This is a genomic window from Streptomyces muensis, assembly GCF_021474425.1.
Classification (GTDB): domain Bacteria; phylum Actinomycetota; class Actinomycetes; order Streptomycetales; family Streptomycetaceae; genus Streptomyces; species Streptomyces muensis.
Window position 1 is genome coordinate 1 of record NZ_JAKEIP010000172.1, and the last position, 18,666, is coordinate 18,666.

The 18,666-nt window shown below is 72.9% G+C and carries 8 protein-coding genes and 2 pseudogenes; 2 read left to right on the top strand and 8 right to left on the bottom strand.

All coding sequences use genetic code 11. From position 1 onward, the window contains the following. From L0P92_RS30420 to L0P92_RS30455, 8 genes and pseudogenes are all read right to left on the bottom strand, one after another. Window positions 1-684: pseudogene (locus tag L0P92_RS30420) on the bottom strand (hypothetical protein); the annotation flags it as partial. 50 nt (window positions 685-734) lie between these two features. Continuing rightward, window positions 735-2,996 carry a bifunctional glycosyltransferase/CDP-glycerol:glycerophosphate glycerophosphotransferase gene (locus L0P92_RS30425; RefSeq protein WP_234766260.1) on the bottom strand — a complete coding sequence of 754 codons (2,262 nt, stop codon included), beginning with the start codon at window positions 2,994-2,996 and terminating at the stop codon, window positions 735-737. Between the two features lie 9 nt (window positions 2,997-3,005). Continuing rightward, on the bottom strand, window positions 3,006-5,207 hold the full coding sequence (locus tag L0P92_RS30430) for a bifunctional glycosyltransferase/CDP-glycerol:glycerophosphate glycerophosphotransferase (RefSeq protein ID WP_234766261.1): 2,202 nt from the start codon (window positions 5,205-5,207) through the stop codon (window positions 3,006-3,008). A gap of 37 nt (window positions 5,208-5,244) precedes the next feature. Next, complete coding sequence (locus tag L0P92_RS30435) at window positions 5,245-7,599, bottom strand: bifunctional glycosyltransferase/CDP-glycerol:glycerophosphate glycerophosphotransferase (RefSeq protein ID WP_234766262.1); 2,355 nt, start codon at window positions 7,597-7,599, stop codon at window positions 5,245-5,247. A gap of 168 nt (window positions 7,600-7,767) precedes the next feature. Continuing rightward, entirely contained in the window at window positions 7,768-8,625 is an 858-nt protein-coding gene (locus L0P92_RS30440; protein WP_234766263.1) for a carbohydrate ABC transporter permease, read from the bottom strand. Continuing rightward, a complete protein-coding gene (locus tag L0P92_RS30445; protein WP_234766264.1) occupies window positions 8,622-9,905 on the bottom strand; it encodes a carbohydrate ABC transporter permease in 1,284 nt (427 codons plus the stop codon). Before L0P92_RS30445 ends, L0P92_RS30440 begins: the two co-directional genes overlap by 4 nt. A 67-nt stretch (window positions 9,906-9,972) precedes the next feature. Then, window positions 9,973-11,355, bottom strand: coding sequence for an ABC transporter substrate-binding protein (locus L0P92_RS30450; protein ID WP_234766265.1), 1,383 nt, complete (start codon window positions 11,353-11,355; stop codon window positions 9,973-9,975). A 260-nt stretch (window positions 11,356-11,615) separates the two neighbouring features. Beyond that, window positions 11,616-15,442: pseudogene (locus L0P92_RS30455) on the bottom strand (FHA domain-containing protein). A 360-nt stretch (window positions 15,443-15,802) separates the two neighbouring features. Between L0P92_RS30455 and L0P92_RS30460 the strand changes: the two are divergent. Continuing rightward, a complete protein-coding gene (locus L0P92_RS30460) occupies window positions 15,803-17,476 on the top strand; it encodes a serine/threonine-protein kinase (RefSeq protein WP_234766266.1) in 1,674 nt (557 codons plus the stop codon). Between the two features lie 135 nt (window positions 17,477-17,611). Beyond that, window positions 17,612-18,666: serine/threonine-protein kinase (locus tag L0P92_RS30465; RefSeq protein WP_234766267.1), on the top strand; the 1,055-nt coding region annotated here is incomplete at its 3' end.

An 18,666-nucleotide genomic window follows, 5' to 3' on the forward strand; every position in this document is an offset into this window, starting at 1 on the left:
TAGGGGGCGGGGCGGTGGGGCGGCCCGGCGGCCCCGCCCCGGGCGGCGGTGCCCCGCCCCCCGCCGGGTCGGCACGCGCGCCCGCGCCCCCGTCAGCGCCCACGCCCAGAAGGTCAGCCCGATGGCGAAGGCCGACGGGTAGCCGAGGTTGCCGGTCATCGACATCAGGTTCAGATAGCCGCTCCACCAGGCCCGCTCGGTCCCCCACAGCAGCGTCATCGCCCCCAGCGCGAGCACCGGCGCCCACGGCCTCGGCGTCAGAACCCGCACCAGACGGCCGAGGCCGGTCAGCAGCACGAGCAGGTTCAGCGCACCGGCCAGCCGCACCACCTCCCAGCCGCCCAGCCCGGTCAGCCGGGCGAACACGCCCTGCGCGACCGCGTACGGCGAGTAGTAGGGACTGCCCGCGCCCGGCAGGTCCGCCATCGGGTGGCGCGGGTGGAGCAGACCGGCCTTGAGGCGTTCCACGACCGCCGCGTGCTGGCCGGCGTCGCAGCACAACGGCACGGCCCAGTACGCCAGCGACATCACCAGGAAGAAGGCGAAGCCGAAGACCTGGTACGGCGTCGGACGCCAACTGCGGCCGCCGCGCAGGGCACTCGCGCCGCGCACGGTTCTCCGGACGAGGACACCGACGGAGGTGCCCGCGGTTCTGGTCGTGGAGTCTGTGTGGGTTTGCGGCATTTGCCGTATGTTCCCGGCCGGGCGGGCCGGGGCAACGGCTTCGCCTCACATCACCTCATCGAGTGAGGCAGCGGTCGAGCCCCCGGTGCGGCCGGAGCCGGGACCCGCTCCACCCCGCCGGGCTCCACCTCGCCCGGCCGCTCCGTCATCCGCTCACCCAGCATCAACGTCCGTACGACCCGCTCGGCGGCCAACCCGTCGTCGAACTCGCAGAACCGCTCCCGGAACCCGGCACGCAACCGCGCCGACTCCCCGTCCTGCCACGTCCCGGACGCGAACAGCCACGCCAACTCCCGGTACGAGCGCGACACATGACCCGGCGCGTCCGCCGTGATGTCGAAGTAGGCGCCCCGGCTCGCCGTGTACGCCCCCCAGTCGTCGGCGTGGATCACGATCGGCCGGTCCAGATTGGCGTAGTCGAACATCAGGGCGGAGTAGTCGGTGACCAGGACGTCGGCGGCGAGCATCACGTCCTCGACGTGCGGCTCGTCCGTCGCGTCGATCAGCACGCCCCGCCGGTGCAGATCAGCCAAGCCCATCCCGCGCGCCGTGCCCTGCGCCAGCGACGGATGCAGACGGACCACGAGCGTGTGCCCCGAGCCCAGGTCCCGGGCGAACCGGGCCAGGTCGATCCGGTCGACATGCCCGCCCCTGCGGTACTCGCGGCGGGTCGGCGCGTACAGCACGACGGTGTGCCCGGGAGGGACGCCGAGCCGCTCACGGGCGGCCGCACCGGCCTGCGGACCCGCGTTGACCAGCACGTCGTTGCGCGGACTGCCCGTCCTGAGCGAGGTGAAGTGACACGGGTACGCCCGCTCCCACACCAGCTCCGAGTGCCGGTTGGCCACCAGGCTGTAGTCCCAGCGGTCGGCCCGCCACAGCATCTTCGGCACGTCGAAGCCGTGCCGGGCGCCGGGCTTGGTCAGCAGGTCGGCCGCCATGTACTTGAGCGGGGTGCCCTGATGGGTCTGGACGTGGACGCTGCCGGAGCGCTTGGCCAGGGTGCCGGGCCAGTTGACGTTGTTCACCCAGTACGTGGCCCGCGCCATGACCTCGTGGTAGCGCCGCGAGCCCGGAGTCACGTAGTCCGTGCCGGGCGGCAGCGCCTCCACGGCGTCCTCCTGCACCACCCACACGCCCCTGATGTGCGGGGCGATCTCCCGGGTCTTGGCGTGGACCGCCGCCGGGTCACCCAGCACCCCGCGATGCGAGAACGCCGAGTACACCGCCAGGTGGGGGTCGAGCGGCAGCCTCGACTGAGCGGCGTACCAGGCCCGTTGGGCCCGCTGCGACGCCGCCCGTGTCACCCGCCGCTTCCCGGCCCCGGCCACCCGGCGCACCTCGCGCAGTCCGCGTGCCATGGCGTACGAGGCGTAGGGCGCCGTCGCCAGGAGCCGCATCTCCCTGCCGCGCCAACCGTCGGGCGGGGTGAAGCCCTCCGGGACGTGACGGGCGTGGAAGGAGCGGATCTCGCGGTAGAAGTCCGGCCGGTCGGCCGGCCGCACTCGGTCCTCGCGCGCGAGCACGAACAGCATGTGGTCCAGGGCCCGTTCGAACAGCAGCGGACGCGCCCACTCCAGGTCCGGGCGCGCTTCGAGGAACGCGAACAGGCCCTCGTACTGCGGGAAGATGTCGAAGTGCCGCCGCCCCGGCGTCTTGGTGATCGCCCCCTGCCGCCGCTGCCGGTACTCCACCCCGATCCGCTCCAGACAGGCGATCCGGTCGGCCAGCACCATCGAGCGGTAGGTGACGGGCGCGTCCTCGTACAGGCCCGGCGCGTAGCGCAGCTCGTGCTTCAGGAAGAAGTCCCGCCGGTACGCCTTGTTCCAGGCGACCAGGAACAGATGCAGATACTCCGGGTTCTCGCGGACGTCGAAGGTGCCCGTGCCGGCCGCGGCCAGCAGGTCCGCCGCCGTACTGCGGCCGCCGCGCCCCCACCAGTGCGTACGTACGTGGTCGAAGACCAGGATGTCCGGGTCGTCGCCCGCCTCCAGCCGCGCGGCCACGGCGGCCAGCAGACCCGGCGTGTAGCAGTCGTCGCTGTCGAGGAACAGGACGTAGTCGCCGCTCGCCTCCTCCAGACCGGCGTTGCGGGCCCGGCCGAGGCCGACGTTCTCCGGCAGGTGCAGCACGCGCACGCGTGCGTCGCGCTCGGCGTAGCCGTCCAGGATGGCCGGGCAGCTGTCGGGGGAGCGGTCGTCGACCGCGATCACCTCGAAGTCGGTGTACGACTGCCCGAGCACCGAGTCCAGGCACTCCCGCAGAAAGCCCTGCACCTTGAAGACGGGGACGATGACGCTGAAGCGGGGCACGTCGGTACCTCAGTTCCTTACGAGGGTCGTCGCGGCGGGGGCGGGGACGCGCTCGGCGAGCGGGATCACCGGCGGGACCGCCTCGGGCGGCTCGCCCAGCAGCACCCGGCGCACGACCCGCTCGGCGGCCTGTCCGTCGTCGAACTGGCAGAACCGCTCCCGGAACGCGGCCCGCAGGGCCCTCGCCTCCGCGTCCGCCCACGAGCCGTCGCGGAACACCGCCGCCAGCTCCCCCGGCGTCCTGGCCACCCGCCCCGGCGGCGCCTCCATCAGGTCGAAGTAGACGCCCCGCACCTCCCGGTAGACCTCCCAGTCGTCCGCGTACACCACGATCGGCCGGTCCAGGTTGGCGTAGTCGAACATGATCGAGGAGTAGTCGGTGATCAGCGCGTCGGCGGCCAGACACACGTCCTCGGACGAGCGGTGCCCGGTGACGTCGATGACCCGGCCGGTGCCGCGCGCGCCGCCCCGGTCGTAGAAGTAGTGGGCGCGCAGCAGCACCACGAACTCGTCGCCGATCTCCTCGCACAACGCGTCGAGGTCCAGGCTCGTCTCGAAGCCGGTGGCGTGGTCGCGGTGCGTCGGCGCGTAGAGCAGGGCCTTCTTGCCCTCGGGGACGCCGAGTTCGCGGCGGACGCGGGCGACGTCGGCGGCGGTCGACGTGTAGTAGGCGTCGTTGCGCGGATAGCCGTACTCGAGGGTCTCGTGCGCGGCGGGATAGGCGCTCTCCCACATCTGGGTCGAGTGCCGGTTGGAGGTCAGGTTGTAGTCCCAGCGGTCGACGCGGGCCAGCAGCCTGGCGAAGCTGCCGGTCGCCGCCGCCACCACGGGATACGTCGCCTGGTCGGCGCCCATCTTCTTCAGCGGGGTGCCGTGCTGCGTCGACAGATGCACACTGCCCCTGCGCTTGACCACGGCGTCCGCGAAGTTGGCGTTGTTGATCAGGTACTTGGCGCGGGCGAGCACGTCCCAGTACGTCCGGCTGCCGATGACCGCGTACTCCACGTCGCCCGGCACGCTGTCCACCGCGTCCGCCTCGACCAGGAACACCGAGCGCAGATGCGGGGCGAGCTCCCGCGCCTTGGCGTGGATCGCGGCGGGGTTGCAGGTGTAGCCGCGTCCCCAGTACGCGCAGTACACGGCGAGGTTCTGATCCAGGCGGCGGCGCAGCTGCAGGCGGTAGCGCAGCCGGGTGCGCAGCCCGCGCGGCCGTGGCACGGACGAAGCGACCTTCACCGCGGCCTGGTTGGCACCGCGCAGCGCCCGGAACGCCGCGTACGCCCCGCGCGCCAGCAGCCGGTGCTGGACCCCCACGCTCCCGCCCGGCACACGGAACCCGACGGGCCGATGCCGCCGGTGGAGCCCGCTCGCCCGCCGGAAGAAGGCTCGGCGCCCGCGCGGCAGCCGTCGCGGATGGGCCGCCGTCTTCAGTACGGCGGCGAAGAGCTGCTCGAACAACGGCCCGCGCCGCTTCTCCGACAGCCCCTGCTCGGCCGCCCGCGCGAGCACCAGCTCGACCTGGTCCAGCAGCTCGAAGTGGTGCTCCCCCGGAAGGTTCAGCCGGCTGCCCTGCCGCCGCAGCAGATGCCGTACGACGACCTGCCGCAGCACCGCCAGGCGCTCGGCGCACAACACGACCAGACCGCCGAAGCCGACATCGGTGAAGTGCCCGTCAGGGAAGGCGAGTTCCTGGTCCAGGAGGAAGACCCGCCGGTAGGCCGCACTCCACGCCGGGAGCTGGACGCCCGTCAGCCCGGTCGCGTCGCGCGGCGCGAAGACCCCGCCCGGTGCCCGCGCCAGCAGCAGCGCGGCCGGATTGGTCGGCTCGCCCGTCCACCACGGCGTCCGCTCGTGCTCGAAGTACAGGACGTCCACGTCACCGGTCTCGCGCAGCCGGGCGTCCAGCGCCGCCAGCGCGCCCGGCACCAGTACGTCGTCGCCGTCCAGGAACAGCACCCAGTCGCCCAGCGCCGCCCGCATCCCCGTGTTGCGCGCCCCCGCCAGACCGGCCGTCGCCGGCGCGTGCACGGGCGCCACCCTGCAGTCCCGCTCGGCGTACCCGGCGACCACGTCCGCCGCCGGGGAGCCCGGCGCGTCACAGACCGGGATCAGCTCGAAGTCACCGAAGGACTGGCCGAGCACCGAGTCCAGCGCCAGGAACAGCCGCCCGGCGACCCCATGAGACGGAACGATGATGCTGAAGCGGGGCATACTGCTCTTTCTGTCGGTCTTCCGGCGGCTGGGCTTTTCAGCGGCCCGGATCGGCTTTCGTCTCAAGGAGCGGGACAGCATCCCCCTCAAGGGGCGCGGGGCTGTGTTCTGACATGCGGCTCCGCCGCGCGGGCGCGACCAGCCACGACGGCGCAGCAGACGCCAGACAACCTGTCGCGGCACCCTCCGCGGAGCGCCCGGCAGGCGACGGCACAGGGTGACGCCGGCCAAGCGGCACGACCGGCGGCAAGCCGCTCTCACCCAGCACCACCCGCCGAACGACCCGCTCGGCGGCCCGCCCGTCGTCGTGCGGACAGAACCGCTCCCGGAACGCCGACCGCAACTGCACGGAACGCGACCCCCGCCAGTGCCCGGTGGCGAAGATGTCGATCAGCTCGTCCTCGCTGCGCGCCACCGCCCCCGGCGGGAAGGACCGCAGATCGAAGTAGGTCCCACGGGCCGCCTCGTACGCCTCGGCGTCGTCGGCGTGGATGACGATCGGCCGGTCGAGGTTGGCGTAGTCGAACATCAGGGACGAGTAGTCGGTGACCAGGGCGTCCGAGGCGAGGCACAGCGACTCGACGCTCGGATGGTCGCTGACGTCGATGATCCGGCCGGGCTCGGTGGCCTCGGTGAGCGGGCCGCCGTGACGGTGGTGGGCGCGGGCCAGCACGACATAGCGGGGGCCCAGGCGGCGCAGGACGCGGGCCAGGTCGAGGGTGGTGCGCTGGGTGCGGCGGTAGTCGCGGTGGGTGGGGGCGTAGAGGATCACGACCGAGCCCTCGGGGATGCCGAGCCGCTCACGGATCCGGGTCACATCCGCCGACGTGGCCTGCTGGAAGACGTCGTTGCGTGGGCTGCCGTATTCGAGCGTCTGGTACGTACCCGGGTGGACGCGTTCCCAGGTCAGGGTGGAGTGGCGGTTGGCGGAGACCACGTAGTCCCATTTGTCGATGTTGTCGAGGAGTTCGTCGACGTCCAGGTCGTCCGCGGCGGCCGGGCGTTCCCGCAGGTCCAGGCCCTTGTGCTTGAGCGGGGTGCCCCGCTGGGTCTGCACGAAGACCTGGCCGGGGCGCTTGACCAGACGGCGGTCGAAACCGGCGTTGTGGACGAGGTACTTGGAGCGGGCGAGGGCCGTCCAGTAGGCGGCCGAACCGGGGCGCAGCCGGCGGGTGCCGGACGGGACGGAGTCGTCCTGCTCGGCCTCGGTGACCCAGGCCGTGCGGATGTGCGGCGCGTGGGTGCGGAACGCCTGCTCCAGGGCGCCCGGGTGACAGCCGTGACCACGGACGCCGTGGGCGGCGAACACGGCACGGTCGGCGCGCACGGGCAGGCCGCGCTGGATGCGGTAGTGCAGCCGCAGCGCGGCCGAACGCAGGCCCTTCAGCAGCCGGTCCGCGACCTTGGCGGTACGCCGGGCCAGGGCGAACGTCAGTTGCAGGGCACGGTAGGTGCGGTGCAGGCCCAGCCGGATCAGGGTGTGGTGGACGCGGGCGCGGGGAGGTACGGGGACGCCGGGGGAGCGGTAACGGCGGTAGTGGGTACGGGCCTTGCGCAGGAACGCGGCGCGGCTGCGGCGCGGGAGACGGTCGCGCCGGGCGAACACCACCACCAGGTGGTCGACCATCCGACGGAACAACATCGGCCGCCAGCGGGCGAGTTCGGGGTTCTGGTCGACGTACGCGAAGACCCGCTCGTACTGCTCGAAGATGTCGAAGTGCCGTGGGCTGACCGTGCCGAGGATGGCGCCCCGGCGCCGCTGCCGGTAGTGCACGCACACCCGGTCCAGGGTCGCGATCGACTCCGCCGTCATCAGGACCGGGTACGTCCAGGGCGTGTCCTCGTAGTAGCCGGGCGGGAAGGCGAAGCCCTCCTCCTCGACGAACTCCCGGCGGTACGCCTTGTTCCAGGCCACCATCAGCAGCCGCAGCAGCCCCGGCCGGTCCGCCAGCCGGAACGGCGCCGGGCCCTCCTCGCAGAGCAGGGCCGCGACCTGGTTGCGGATCGTCTCGCCGGTCCAGAAGGTGCGCGCGTAGTCGTAGACCAGGACGTCCGGCTCACCGGTCTCCTTCAGCCGGTCGGCGATGGCGTGCAGGGCGTCGGGGGTGAGGGTGTCGTCGCTGTCCAGGAAGATCAGGTAGTCGCCGGTGGCCGCCGCGACACCGGCGTTGCGCGCCGGCCCGAGGCCCTGGTTCTCGGTGAGGTGCACGGGACGTACGCGCTGGTCACGGGCCGCGAACTCGTCGATGATCGCGCCGCACACGTCCGGCGAGCAGTCGTCGACCGCGATGAGTTCGAGATCGGGGTACGACTGGGAGAGCACGGATTCCAGGCACTCGTGCAGGTACGCCTGCACCTTGTACGCGGGGACGATGACACTGAACCTGGGCAAGGGACATCCACTTGGTCGACCGGGACGGTAGGCGGCGACAGCGCCTTGCCCGGCAACGGCCAATGGAGTGACTTGGTTACGGCGGGGTACGGCATACGGGGGATCATGGAAGGACGAAAGAGGGCGGACCGATGACGGGCCGCCCCCTCAAGTGTGCTGTGCCTGCCGCTACTTGACTGCGCCCGCCATCACACCGGACACGAACTGCCGCTGGAACGCGAAGAACACGACCAGCGGGATCACCATGGAGATGAACGCGCCGGGCGCCAGAATGTCGATGTTGTTGCCGAACTGCCTTACCTGGGTCTGCAACGCGACCGTGATCGGCTGGCTGTCGGCGTCCGTGAAGATCAGCGCGACCAGCATGTCGTTCCACACCCACAGGAACTGGAAGATGCCGAGCGCGGCGATGGCCGGACCGCCGAGCGGCATCACGACACGGAAGAACAACCGCAGTTCACCGGCGCCGTCCAGCCGGGCCGCCTCCAGCAGCTCCCGTGGGATCTCCGCGAAGAAGTTCCGCAGCAGGAACACCGCGAACGGCAGCCCGAAGCCGACGTGGAAGAGGATCACGCCGATCAGCGAGCCGAAGATGCCGATGTTGCCGAACAGTTCGGCGATCGGGATCAGCGCCACCTGCACCGGCACGACCAGCAGACCGACCACGGCCAGGAACCACCAGTCGCGGCCCGGGAACTCCATCCACGCGAACGCGTAGCCCGCGAGCGAGCCGATGACGACGACCAGGACCGTCGCCGGGACGGTGATCAGCACGGTGTTGAGGATCGAGTCGGTGATGTCGCTGTTGCCCAGCAGCTTGTCGTAACTCTCGAAGGTGAGCTCGGAGGGCTTGCTGAAGACCTCCCACCAGCCGCTCACCGTCATCTCCTCCGGCGGCCGCAGCGACGACAGCAGCAGCCCGATCGTCGGCACCAGCCAGAACAGCCCGACGACGATGAGGAACACCCGCACCAGACCACCGCTGACGAAGGAGGCCAGCCGGGAGCCGAGGGACTCCTTACTCATCGCCGCACCTCCCGTCGCAGCCTACGGATGTTGAACCACATGACCGGGATCACCAGCAGCAGCAGGAACACCGCGATGGCGCTGGCGATGCCCGGCTGGTCCTCGGAGAAGCCCTTGCGGTACAGCTCCAGGGCGAGGACGTTCGCGTCGTCCTGGGAGGAGCCGGGGGCGATGATGAAGACCAGGTCGAAGACCTTCAGGACGTTGATCATCAGGGTGACGGTGACGACCGCGAGGACGGGCGCCAGCAGCGGCACGGTGACCCTGCGGAACACCTGCCACTCGTTCGCGCCGTCGACGCGGGCCGCCTCCAGCAGATCGCGCGGGATGCCCGCGAGCCCGGCCGCGATCAGCACCATCGCGAAACCGGCCCACATCCAGATGTACGAGGCGATGATGGACGGCGTGACGAGGGACGGGCCGAGCCAGTCCACGCCGTTGTACGGCTCCTTGAAGTTGTCCGGCGGCAGCCGCAGTTGGGCTCCCTCGGCGGCGGCCGGCAGCGTGAACGTACCGTCGTCGGCCGCGTTCGTGGCGGCGACCACCTTGCCGTCCTTGACGGCCTCGATCTTCATCCCGGCATAGCCCAGCTCCGAGGCGTCGACCCCGCCGAGCGTGCCCACGCCCTTGCCGCGGGTGAAGTCCTGCCAGGTGGTGCCGGTGATCTCGGACGGATCGGCCTTCGCCTGTACGGCCCTCTGCGCGTCGTCCGGCATCTGGTCCGGGGCGACGCCGACCAGGGGCAGGGAGACCGGGGTGCCGGCGCTGACGGTGGCCTTGGTGATGAAACCGCCGCCCGGCGCCGCTTCGAGCGGCGACTCCCGGCCCGGGTGGGCCTTCGGGAACGCCGACGCCTGCGCGAAGGTGTCGTGGACGCCCACCCACACCGCGTTCGCGACGCCCTTGTCCGGGTCCTGGTCGTAGACCAGCCGGAAGATGATGCCCGCCGCCAGCATCGAGATCGCCATCGGCATGAAGACGACCAGCTTGAACGCCGTGCCCCAGCGCACCCGTTCGGTCAGCACCGCGAAGATCAGACCGAGCGCGGTGGCGACGGTCGGGGCGAACACCACCCAGATGACGTTGTTCTTCAGCGCCGTGCGGATGCCGTCGTCCGTGAAGAGCGCCTGGTAGTTGTCGAAGCCGGCGAAGCCGTCGCCGGACTGGTCGTAGAAGCTGCGGAAGACCGAGTACCCGATCGGGTAGACCACGAGCGCGCCGAGCAGCACGAGGGCGGGCAGCAGGAACAGCGCCGCCACGGCCCTGCGCGTGCCGGTCACGCTCCTGCGCGACTTGGGTGCGGCAGGAGGCGCGCCGCCCCCTGCCGCTTGAGCCGACGCCATCGCGTCAGTTTCCGTACGCCGCGGCCGCGTCGGCTTCCAGCTTCTCCTGCGTGCCCGCGATGTCCGACGGGTTCTTCAGGAAGTCCTGCAACGCCTTCCACTCGCCCTTGCCGGGCGTACCGCCGAAGGCCTGCGGGGCCTGGTCGGACATGTCGAAGCGGAAGTCGTCACCGGAGTCGATGAGCGCCTTGGCGATCTTCCGCTGGACGTCGTTCGGGTACGCCGAGTTGTCGACGTTCTTGTTCGGCGAGAGGTAGCCGCCGAGCTTCGCCTGGATCGTCGCCGCGTCCGGGGAGGCGAGCCAGGTGGCCAGGGCCTGCGCCGCCTTGGAGTCCTTGAGGATCACGGCCGCGTCGCCGCCGGAGACGACGGGCGCGGTGTCACCGACGGTCGGGAACGGGAACACCTTCGCGTCCGTGCCCACCTCGGCCTTGGCCTGCGTGATGTTGACCTGCGCGAAGTCGCCCTCGTAGACCATGGCGGCCTTCGGCTGGTCGCCGCCGGTGAAGGTCTGGGTGACGGAGGCCGGGAAGTCCGTCTGGAGCGCGCCGGTCGCGCCGCCCGCCACATAGTCCTTCTTGCCCCACACCTGGGCGAGCGTGGTCAGCGCGTCCTTCACGGACGGGTCGGTCCACTTGATCTCGTGCCTGGCCAGCTGGTCGTACTTCTCCGGACCGGCCTGGGAGAGATAGACGTTCTCGAACCAGTCGGTGAGGGTCCAGCCCTCGGCGCCGCCGACCGAGAACGGCGTGACACCGGAGTCGTAGACGGTCTGGGCGGTGGTGAGCAGCTCGTCCCACGTCTTGGGCTCCTTGGCCCCCGCGTTCTCGAAGACCGCGTTGTTGTACCAGATCAGGGACTTGTTGGCGGCCTTGTAGTAGACGCCGTACTGCTTGTCGTCGACCTTGCCGATGTCCTGCCAGCCCTGCGAGTAGTTCTCCTGGAGCTCATTGACCGCGTCGGCGCCCAGCGGCTTGGCCCACTTCTTGTCGACGGCCTGCTTGATCGCGCCGGGCTGCGGAAGCATCGCGACGTCCGGTGGCTGGCCGCCCGCGACCTTGGAGCCCAGGAAGTTGATGATCGGGTCCTGTGCGGGCACGAAGGTCACCTTGGCGCCCGTGCGCTTCTCGAACTCCGCGAGGACCTGCTTGAAGTTGGCCTGTTCGGCACCGGTCCAGACGGCGGCGACCTCCAGGGACTCGCCGTCCAGCTTGGGAAGGGTGACGGTGCTGCCGGTCTCCTGACCGGTTCCGCCCTGCTCGTTGCCGCCGCCGTTGTCGTCGTCGCCACCGCATGCGGTGAGCGAGACCGTGAGGGCGCCCGCGAGTACGGCCGCCGCGGCCCGTGCCGTCCTGCTTGTCCGGTTCCTGCTGCTCGTGCTGCGCATGACTGCCCCGTTCTTCGTGCCTCGTCGAACGTTCGAGCGCTGTCCCGTGCGATCTGGTCTACGCCTTGGGTTTGGGGTCGGCAAGACCGCGTCCGCTGTCAACCGGGGGATCGTGACCGCGTCGTGACCAGGCACCCAGCGTGGGTGTGAACGTCGCTGGAGGCTGCCGCCCCCAGACCCCCGCTATCGGCCTGAACGGCCTCGTCCTCAATCTCCCCCAGAGGGGGACCCCCAGACGGGCTGAATATCGCTGACCGGCGCTACAGAAGCGAGGGCACTTCGGCTGCGGAAACCTCCCGGGCCGCCCGCTCCAGCGCGCTGGCCAGCAGGGCCAGGTCCGTCGGGCCGTTGCCCAGCTCGCGCACCGGGCGGCGGGCCGGCGGGTCGCCCATGCGGTGCCACTCCAGCGGCACGACCGTGGGCCGCAGCGTCGCCGTCCGCGGGATACGCCCCGTGACCCGGCCGCCCTGGAACGGCACCGCTCTGCCGTCCGCCCGGGTCAGCCGTCCGCGCCCCGGCGCCGGTTCGTCCGGGCCCGCCGTCACCGCGTCCAGCGTCACCCGCAGGGTCGCCCGGCGGGCCGGCTCCGACTCCGCCGTACGGCCCCCGACGCCCGCGGCGGCCACCAGATGCACCCCGAGCCGCTCACCCTCCCGGGCCACGGCCTCCAGCGCGCGTATCACCGAACCCGCGGCGGGCCGGCCGGTCGACCCCAGCGCGGGCGAGACCAGCGCGTCCAGGTCGTCCACGACCACGACGAGCCGGGGCAGCGGTGGTACAGCCTCCGCCTCGGCCTGTCTGCGGGCCGCCCCCGGCCGCAGCCGGATCGTCGAACTGGGCGGCGAGTCCAGATCCCCCGTGAAGTCACCGCCCCCGCCACCGCTCGCCGCGCGCTGCGCGACCACCCGGCCCGACAGCGCGCGCCCCGTGTGCCACTCGGCGAAGTCCGACCGCCCCAGCAGCTCGGCGCGCCGCTTCAGCTCCGCGCTCAGCGCCTGGGCGAACTCCCGCATGCGGACGGGGTCGTTGGCGGTGAGGTGGGTGGTGACATGGGGGACGTCCGTACAGACCCGCAGCCCGTCGCCGTGCGCGCCGCCCGCGCCGACGCCGTCCCGGCCGTCTATCAGCACGACACCGAGCCGGTCCGGTCGCTCGGCCGCGGCCAGCGAGGCGACCACGGCACGCAACAGCTCCGTACGCCCGCTGCCTGGCGGCCCCTCGATCAGCAGATGCGGTCCGTCGGCCCCGAGGTCCACGCCGACCGGCCCGCGCGGTCCGGCCCCGAGCACGGCACACGCCCGCCCGCCGAGGGCCTCCGGGTCATCGGCCGCGTCGGCCCACCGCGCCATCAGCGACGCCGGGGTGGCCCGGGCCAGCCCCAGCTCGTCCAGCAGCCGCGCCGCCTGGGGCAACGGCACCGACACGCGCGCATGCCGCTCCCCGGCTGGCCCGTCGGTACGCAGCGGCGCCAGCGCCCGCGCGAACCGCTCCGCCCAGGCCGAGGAGACGGCGTCCACCGCGGCGACGGTGCCGTGCCCGACGGGGCCGTGAGCGGGCGAGAGGGGGGCGTCGCCGGTGCCTTGCCTTGCGGCGTCGTGGCCGCCCGTGCCGTGGCCGACCGGGCCTTGTGCGCCCGAGCCGTGAGCCGCTGCCGCGGACGCGTGGCCGTCAAGGCCCCGATCGGCGGCGCCCGCCCTGGAGGCGTCCCGTTTGGTGGAAGCCGTGGGGCCCTGCCTTGCGGGGTCGTGGCCGCCCGAGCCGTGGCCGACCGGACCGCGTGCGCCCGAGCCGTGGCCTGTCGTGTGGTGAGCAGCATCCGTGGAGGCGCGGCCGTCAGGGCCCTGTTCGGCGGCACTCGCCCGGGAGGCGTCCCGGATGGCGGAAGCTGTGGGGCCTTGCCTTGCGGCGTCGTGGCCGCCCGAGCCGTGGCCCACCGGACCTTGTGCGCCCGAGCCGTGCCTTCCCGAGCCGTGAGCCGCTGCCGCGGACGCGTGGCCGTCAAGACCCCGGTCGGCGGCACCCGCCCGGGACGCGTCCATCGCGCGCGGGTCGACCTCCGCCCCGCTTCCGGTCTGAGCGAGCGCTGGGACCGCCCCGGCCCGAGCCACCCGCACCAAGCGCAACGCCGTCGCCACATCCCCGCTCAGCAGCGCGACCGCCCCGCACTCGCGGAACGCCGGCGCCGCCGCGCACGCCGCTTCGTAGGTCTCCGTCACCGGTGACGCGGGCGAGGCCGCGGCCGTCTCGGCGAGGCATACGACGTGGATGCCGGCGCGAGGGCCCTCCAGGGCCAGCCGCGCCACCGCCTCCCGCAGATCGGCGCCCCCGGGATCGCCGTCCACGACGACCACGGTGTACGGCCCCGCGAACCCGTCCGCCGTCCCGTCGGCCGACTCCTCGTCCCGCGCCCAGGAGGGCCGGCGGGCCACATGCCGGTCCAGGACCCGGCCGCCAGGTCCTCCAGCCGGCGCAGCAGCTCATCGGTGCGGGCCGTCGCCTGTTCGCGGTCGTAGGCCAGCAGCAGACGGCAGTCCTGGCCGTGCCCGGGCCGGACATGCGGGAGCCAGCCGAGCCAGGCCCACTCGGCGGTGCGCTCCTCCAGGGGGCGGGAGCGGTCCGCGCTGATCAGGACCGTTTCCAGTACGTCAGGAGAGTGCAGTGCGGCGAGCTGGGCGATCACCGCGCGGGCCAGCCCGGCGAGCCGCTCGCGCGGGCCGGCCAGCCCCAGTGACCCGACCTCCCGCAGATCGGCGGTCACCGGTACGGCGGGCAGCAGCCCCGAGCCGTCGGGTGCCGCGCGGTCGGCGGTGCCGAGCCGCACCGTGAGCGCCTCCGGGTGACCCGGTGCGCGCTCCCACAGCCGGGGGCCGGGGCCCAGAGCAGTCAGCAGCAGTGACGCCGGGTCCGGCCAGGTCTCCGGTGATCGGGAGGCGGTCGTCGCCGTGGGGAGCCCGGGCGCCTCGGCGGGCGGCAGCTCGTCGTCGTACGTCTCGTGCCCGGTCGTCGCGCCCTGCTCGGCGCGTCCGCCCGTCAGCCGTCGCGCCCACGCCGTCAGGCCGCCGCGCCTGCGGACGCCCGGTGGCACGTCGGTGCCCCGCAGCGGGGTGCCCTTGCGGCGGCCTGCGACGCCTCCGTCCTCACGGGTCCCGTCTTCGACCCCGTGAACCCCGTCGAGCGCGCCCACTCCGAAGCCCGCGCCGTGTGTGTCGCCCGCGCGCGGTCCCGGGAGCGGCCTCCCTGCCCCGCCGTCCCGCTCGATCCGCGGCGCCCCGCCCTGCACCGGCACGCCGGGCTGCTCGACCGGAACGCGGTCCCGGGCGGTCGAGTCGCCGCCGTCCGCCACGCGCGCATGGGGCACCGGCGCTCCGGCTCCCGAGGGCGCGGCAAGGCGGCCGTCGCCACGCGGGCCGGCCACCGGGTCCGCAGCCTGGTCGGCGGCAGGCACGCGCGTGTGCCCCTCCCCGTCCGGCTCCGTCCGCACCCGCGCCCCCGGGCCTCCGGCCGGGGCCAGCCGCAGCGCCGACTCACCGATCCGCAGCAGCGCGCCGGGGGCGAACCGCACCGGGCGGGTGGTCACGCGGGTGCCGTCCAGTGTCGTGCCGTTGGTGGAGCCGAGGTCGGCGACCGAGACCCGGCCGTCGGCGGCGACCGTGACCGCGCAGTGCAGCCGGGAGACGTCCGGGTCGTCGAGCGGGACGTCGGCCTCGGCGGAGCGGCCGATGCGGATCTCGCCGCCGTGCAGCAGATGGACCCCGCCCGCGTCCGGGCCTGCCACGACCTGGAGCTGGGTCGGGGCGTCGTCCAGCTCGGGATGGGGTTCGGGGGCCGCCGGGGCGCCCAGGGACAGCACGGCGCCGTCTATCAGCGGGGGCTCGCCGAGGGTGCTGCGCCGGTCGTCGAGCCGCTCCGCGCCCGCGTACAGCACGACGGGGCCGTCGCCCGCGGACACCGCCGAGGCGAGCGCCGACGCCACCGCGGCCAGGGCCGTACCCGCGGGCGCCGTGACCAGCACGTCGCAGCTCGCGGCGCGTCCTCGCGCCGGGGCGGACGGGGCCAGCGGGTCTACGACGGTCAGCCGGATCTGCATCGGCGTCAGCGGTCCCTTCTGCGAGGGCGCTCACCACCCCCACCCCACACGAGCACATCGGCCAGTACTCCACGCACTGCACGCATCCTCGCACCTGCCACTGACAACGCGCCCCCCGCCCGAAGGCAAGTGATCTTGATTGGTCGGCTCTGCCCGCAAAAGTGCATGACAAGTGCACCGCCGGCGATCAGTTGAGATCGCTCACTTCCGCTTGCGGCAACCACGGGACTGAGTCGAGCGTCTTTCCTTCGAACATGTACGGGAAGCCATACGTAAGACGCACAGAAAGAGGACAGGCCGGTGCTCGGGGGCACGGCACTACAGTGGGTCGGAACGTAGGCAAGCAGCAGGGAGCGCGACGTGCGGCCGGTAGGCAGCAAGTACTTCCTCGAGGAGCCGCTCGGTCGCGGCGCCACGGGGACCGTCTGGCGAGCCCGCCAGCGGGAGACCGCGGGCGCCGAGGCGGCCGTGCAGGGCCAGCCCGGCGAGACCGTCGCGATCAAGGTCCTCAAGGAGGAGCTCGCCAGCGACGCCGACATCGTCATGCGGTTCCTGCGGGAGCGCTCCGTCCTGCTCCGGCTGACCCACCCCAACATCGTCCGGGTCCGTGACCTGGTCGTCGAGGGTGAGCTGCTGGCCCTGGTCATGGACCTCGTCGACGGCCCCGACCTGCACCGCTACCTGCGCGAGAACGGCCCCTTCACCCCGGTTGCCGCCGCCCTGCTCACCGCGCAGATCGCCGACGCCCTCGCCGCCAGCCACGCCGACGGCGTCGTCCACCGCGACCTCAAGCCCGCCAACGTCCTGCTCCAGCAGAACGGCGGCCAGATGCACCCGATGCTGACCGACTTCGGCATCGCCCGCCTCGCCGACTCCCCGGGCCTGACCCGCACCCACGAGTTCGTCGGCACGCCCGCGTACATCGCGCCCGAGTCCGCCGAGGGCCGCCCGCAGACCTCCGCGGTCGACATCTACGGCGCCGGAATCCTCCTCTACGAGCTGGTCACCGGCCGTCCGCCGTTCGCCGGCGCCTCCGCCCTGGAAGTCCTGCACCAGCACCTGAGCGCCGAGCCGCGCCGCCCGTCCACGGTCCCCGACCCGCTCTGGACGGTCATAGAACGCTGCCTGCGCAAGAACCCCGAGGAACGGCCCAGCGCCGAGAACCTCGCCCGCGGCCTGCGCGTCGTCGCCGAGGGCATCGGCGTGCACGCCAACTCCGCGCAGATCGCCGCCGCCGAGGGCGTCGCGGCCCTGCTCGCCCCCGACCCCGCCCCGGCCACCGTGCCCGGCTCCGCCGACCCCACCCAGGTGCTGCAGCACGGCGCGGCCCCGGGGGCGTACGACCCGAACGGCGCGACCAGCGTCCTGCCGCACACCGGCGCCCCCGGCCCGGCGGGCGCCGCCGACCCCACGGCCGTCATGCCGTCGATGCCGCCGGGCCCGCCCGGACAGCAGCCCGGCCAGCCCGGCCCCGAGGAGCCGCACCCCTGGCAGAACCAGCTGCGCGCCGCCCGGGACCGCAACGAGCAGACGCAGGTCCAGTACCTCGATCCCAACCAGGACCCGCTGCGCCGCCGCCCGCAGCGCCAGGTCGCCCGCCCGCAGCAGCCGCCGCAACACCAGCAGCAGCGCCCTCCGCAGGGCCGCGGGCAGCAGGGCTACGGCTATCCGCAGCAGCACCAGCCGCAGCCGTACGCCCCACCGCGCCAGCCCCAGCAGCAGCCGCAGCAGCCCCAGCGGTACGCCCCGCCGCCCACGCCGGAGCCGCAGCGGCCGCAGCGCGAACCGCGTCAGCCCCGGCAACGCAGCGCCAACCCGATGCGGATCCCCGGGCTCGGCTGCCTCAAGGGCTGCCTCTTCACGATCATCATCCTCTTCGTCGCCGGCTGGCTGATCTGGGAGCTGAGCCCGCTGCAGGACTGGATCGGCACGGGCAAGGGCTACTGGGAGCAGATCAGCGACTGGTTCGGCACCGTGACCGGGTGGATCGGGGAGCTCGGCGGGGGTTCGGGCGGAGGCTCGGGCACCAACTGACCCCGGGTCATCTCCCGGTCGGCATCGGCTGGTTTGGTTATTTGTCGACATCTGGCGGGTGATTTCCGCCTCGACGGTGAAGGTTGGCTCTTCGGACGCGTAGTTTTAGCGACACACGCGTCTGTAGGAGCAGCCTTGGCACGGAAGATCGGCAGCCGGTACACCGCCAACCAGATTCTGGGGCGGGGCAGCGCCGGCACGGTGTGGCTGGGCGAGGGGCCCGAGGGGCCCGTCGCCGTCAAACTGCTGCGCGAGGATCTCGCGTCCGACCAGGAGCTCGTCGGACGCTTCGTGCAGGAGCGCACGGCACTGCTCGGCCTTGAGCACCCGAACGTCGTCTCCGTGCGTGACCTGGTGGTCGACGGCAACGACCTCGCGCTGGTCATGGACCTGGTCCGCGGCACCGACCTGCGCACCCGCCTCGACCGCGAGCGGCGGCTCGCGCCCGAGGCGGCGGTGGCGATCGTCGCGGACGTCGCGGACGGGCTGGCGGCGGCGCACGCGGCCGGGGTCGTGCACCGGGACGTCAAGCCCGAGAACGTCCTGCTGGACATGCAGGGCCCCCTCGGCCCGGGCGGCGCGCACCCCGCTCTGCTGACGGACTTCGGTGTGGCGAAGCTCATCGACTCGCCGCGCCGTACCCGTGCCACGAAGATCATCGGTACGCCGGACTACCTGGCGCCGGAGATCGTGGAGGGCCTGCCGCCCCGGGCCTCGGTCGACATCTACGCCCTCGCCACGGTGCTGTACGAGCTGCTGGCGGGCTTCACGCCGTTCGGCGGCGGCCATCCCGGTGCCGTCCTGCGCCGTCACGTCACGGAGTCGGTGGCGCCGCTGCCCGGCATCCCCGACGAGCTGTGGCAGCTGATCATCCAGTGCCTCGCGAAGGCGCCGGCCTCGCGGCTGCGGGCGTCGGAGCTGGGGGCGCGGCTGCGGGAGCTGCTGCCGTTGGTGGCCGGGATGCCGCCACTGGACGTGGACGAGCCGGACGCGGAGGCCGCGGAGGACGAGGCTCCGGTGGCGGAGGAAGCGGCGCCGGCGGGGGAGCGGGTGCGGCGGCGGGGCGCGGTGCCGTTGGTGCCGGGGGCGAAGCCGGCCGACTCCAACCGGGACACGCATACGTCGATGAGGGTGCCGGGGCCCGACGAGCTGGCCGGGGGTGCGCGGGGTACGGCTCGGGTGCCGCGGGC

Coding starts and splice junctions, on each gene's coding strand:
- L0P92_RS30440 (WP_234766263.1), bottom strand. CDS start 8,625: ATGAGTAAGGAGTCCCTCGGCTCCCGGCTGGCCTCCTTCGTCAGCGGT.
- L0P92_RS30450 (WP_234766265.1), bottom strand. CDS start 11,355: ATGCGCAGCACGAGCAGCAGGAACCGGACAAGCAGGACGGCACGGGCC.
- L0P92_RS30430 (WP_234766261.1), bottom strand. CDS start 5,207: ATGCCCCGCTTCAGCATCATCGTTCCGTCTCATGGGGTCGCCGGGCGG.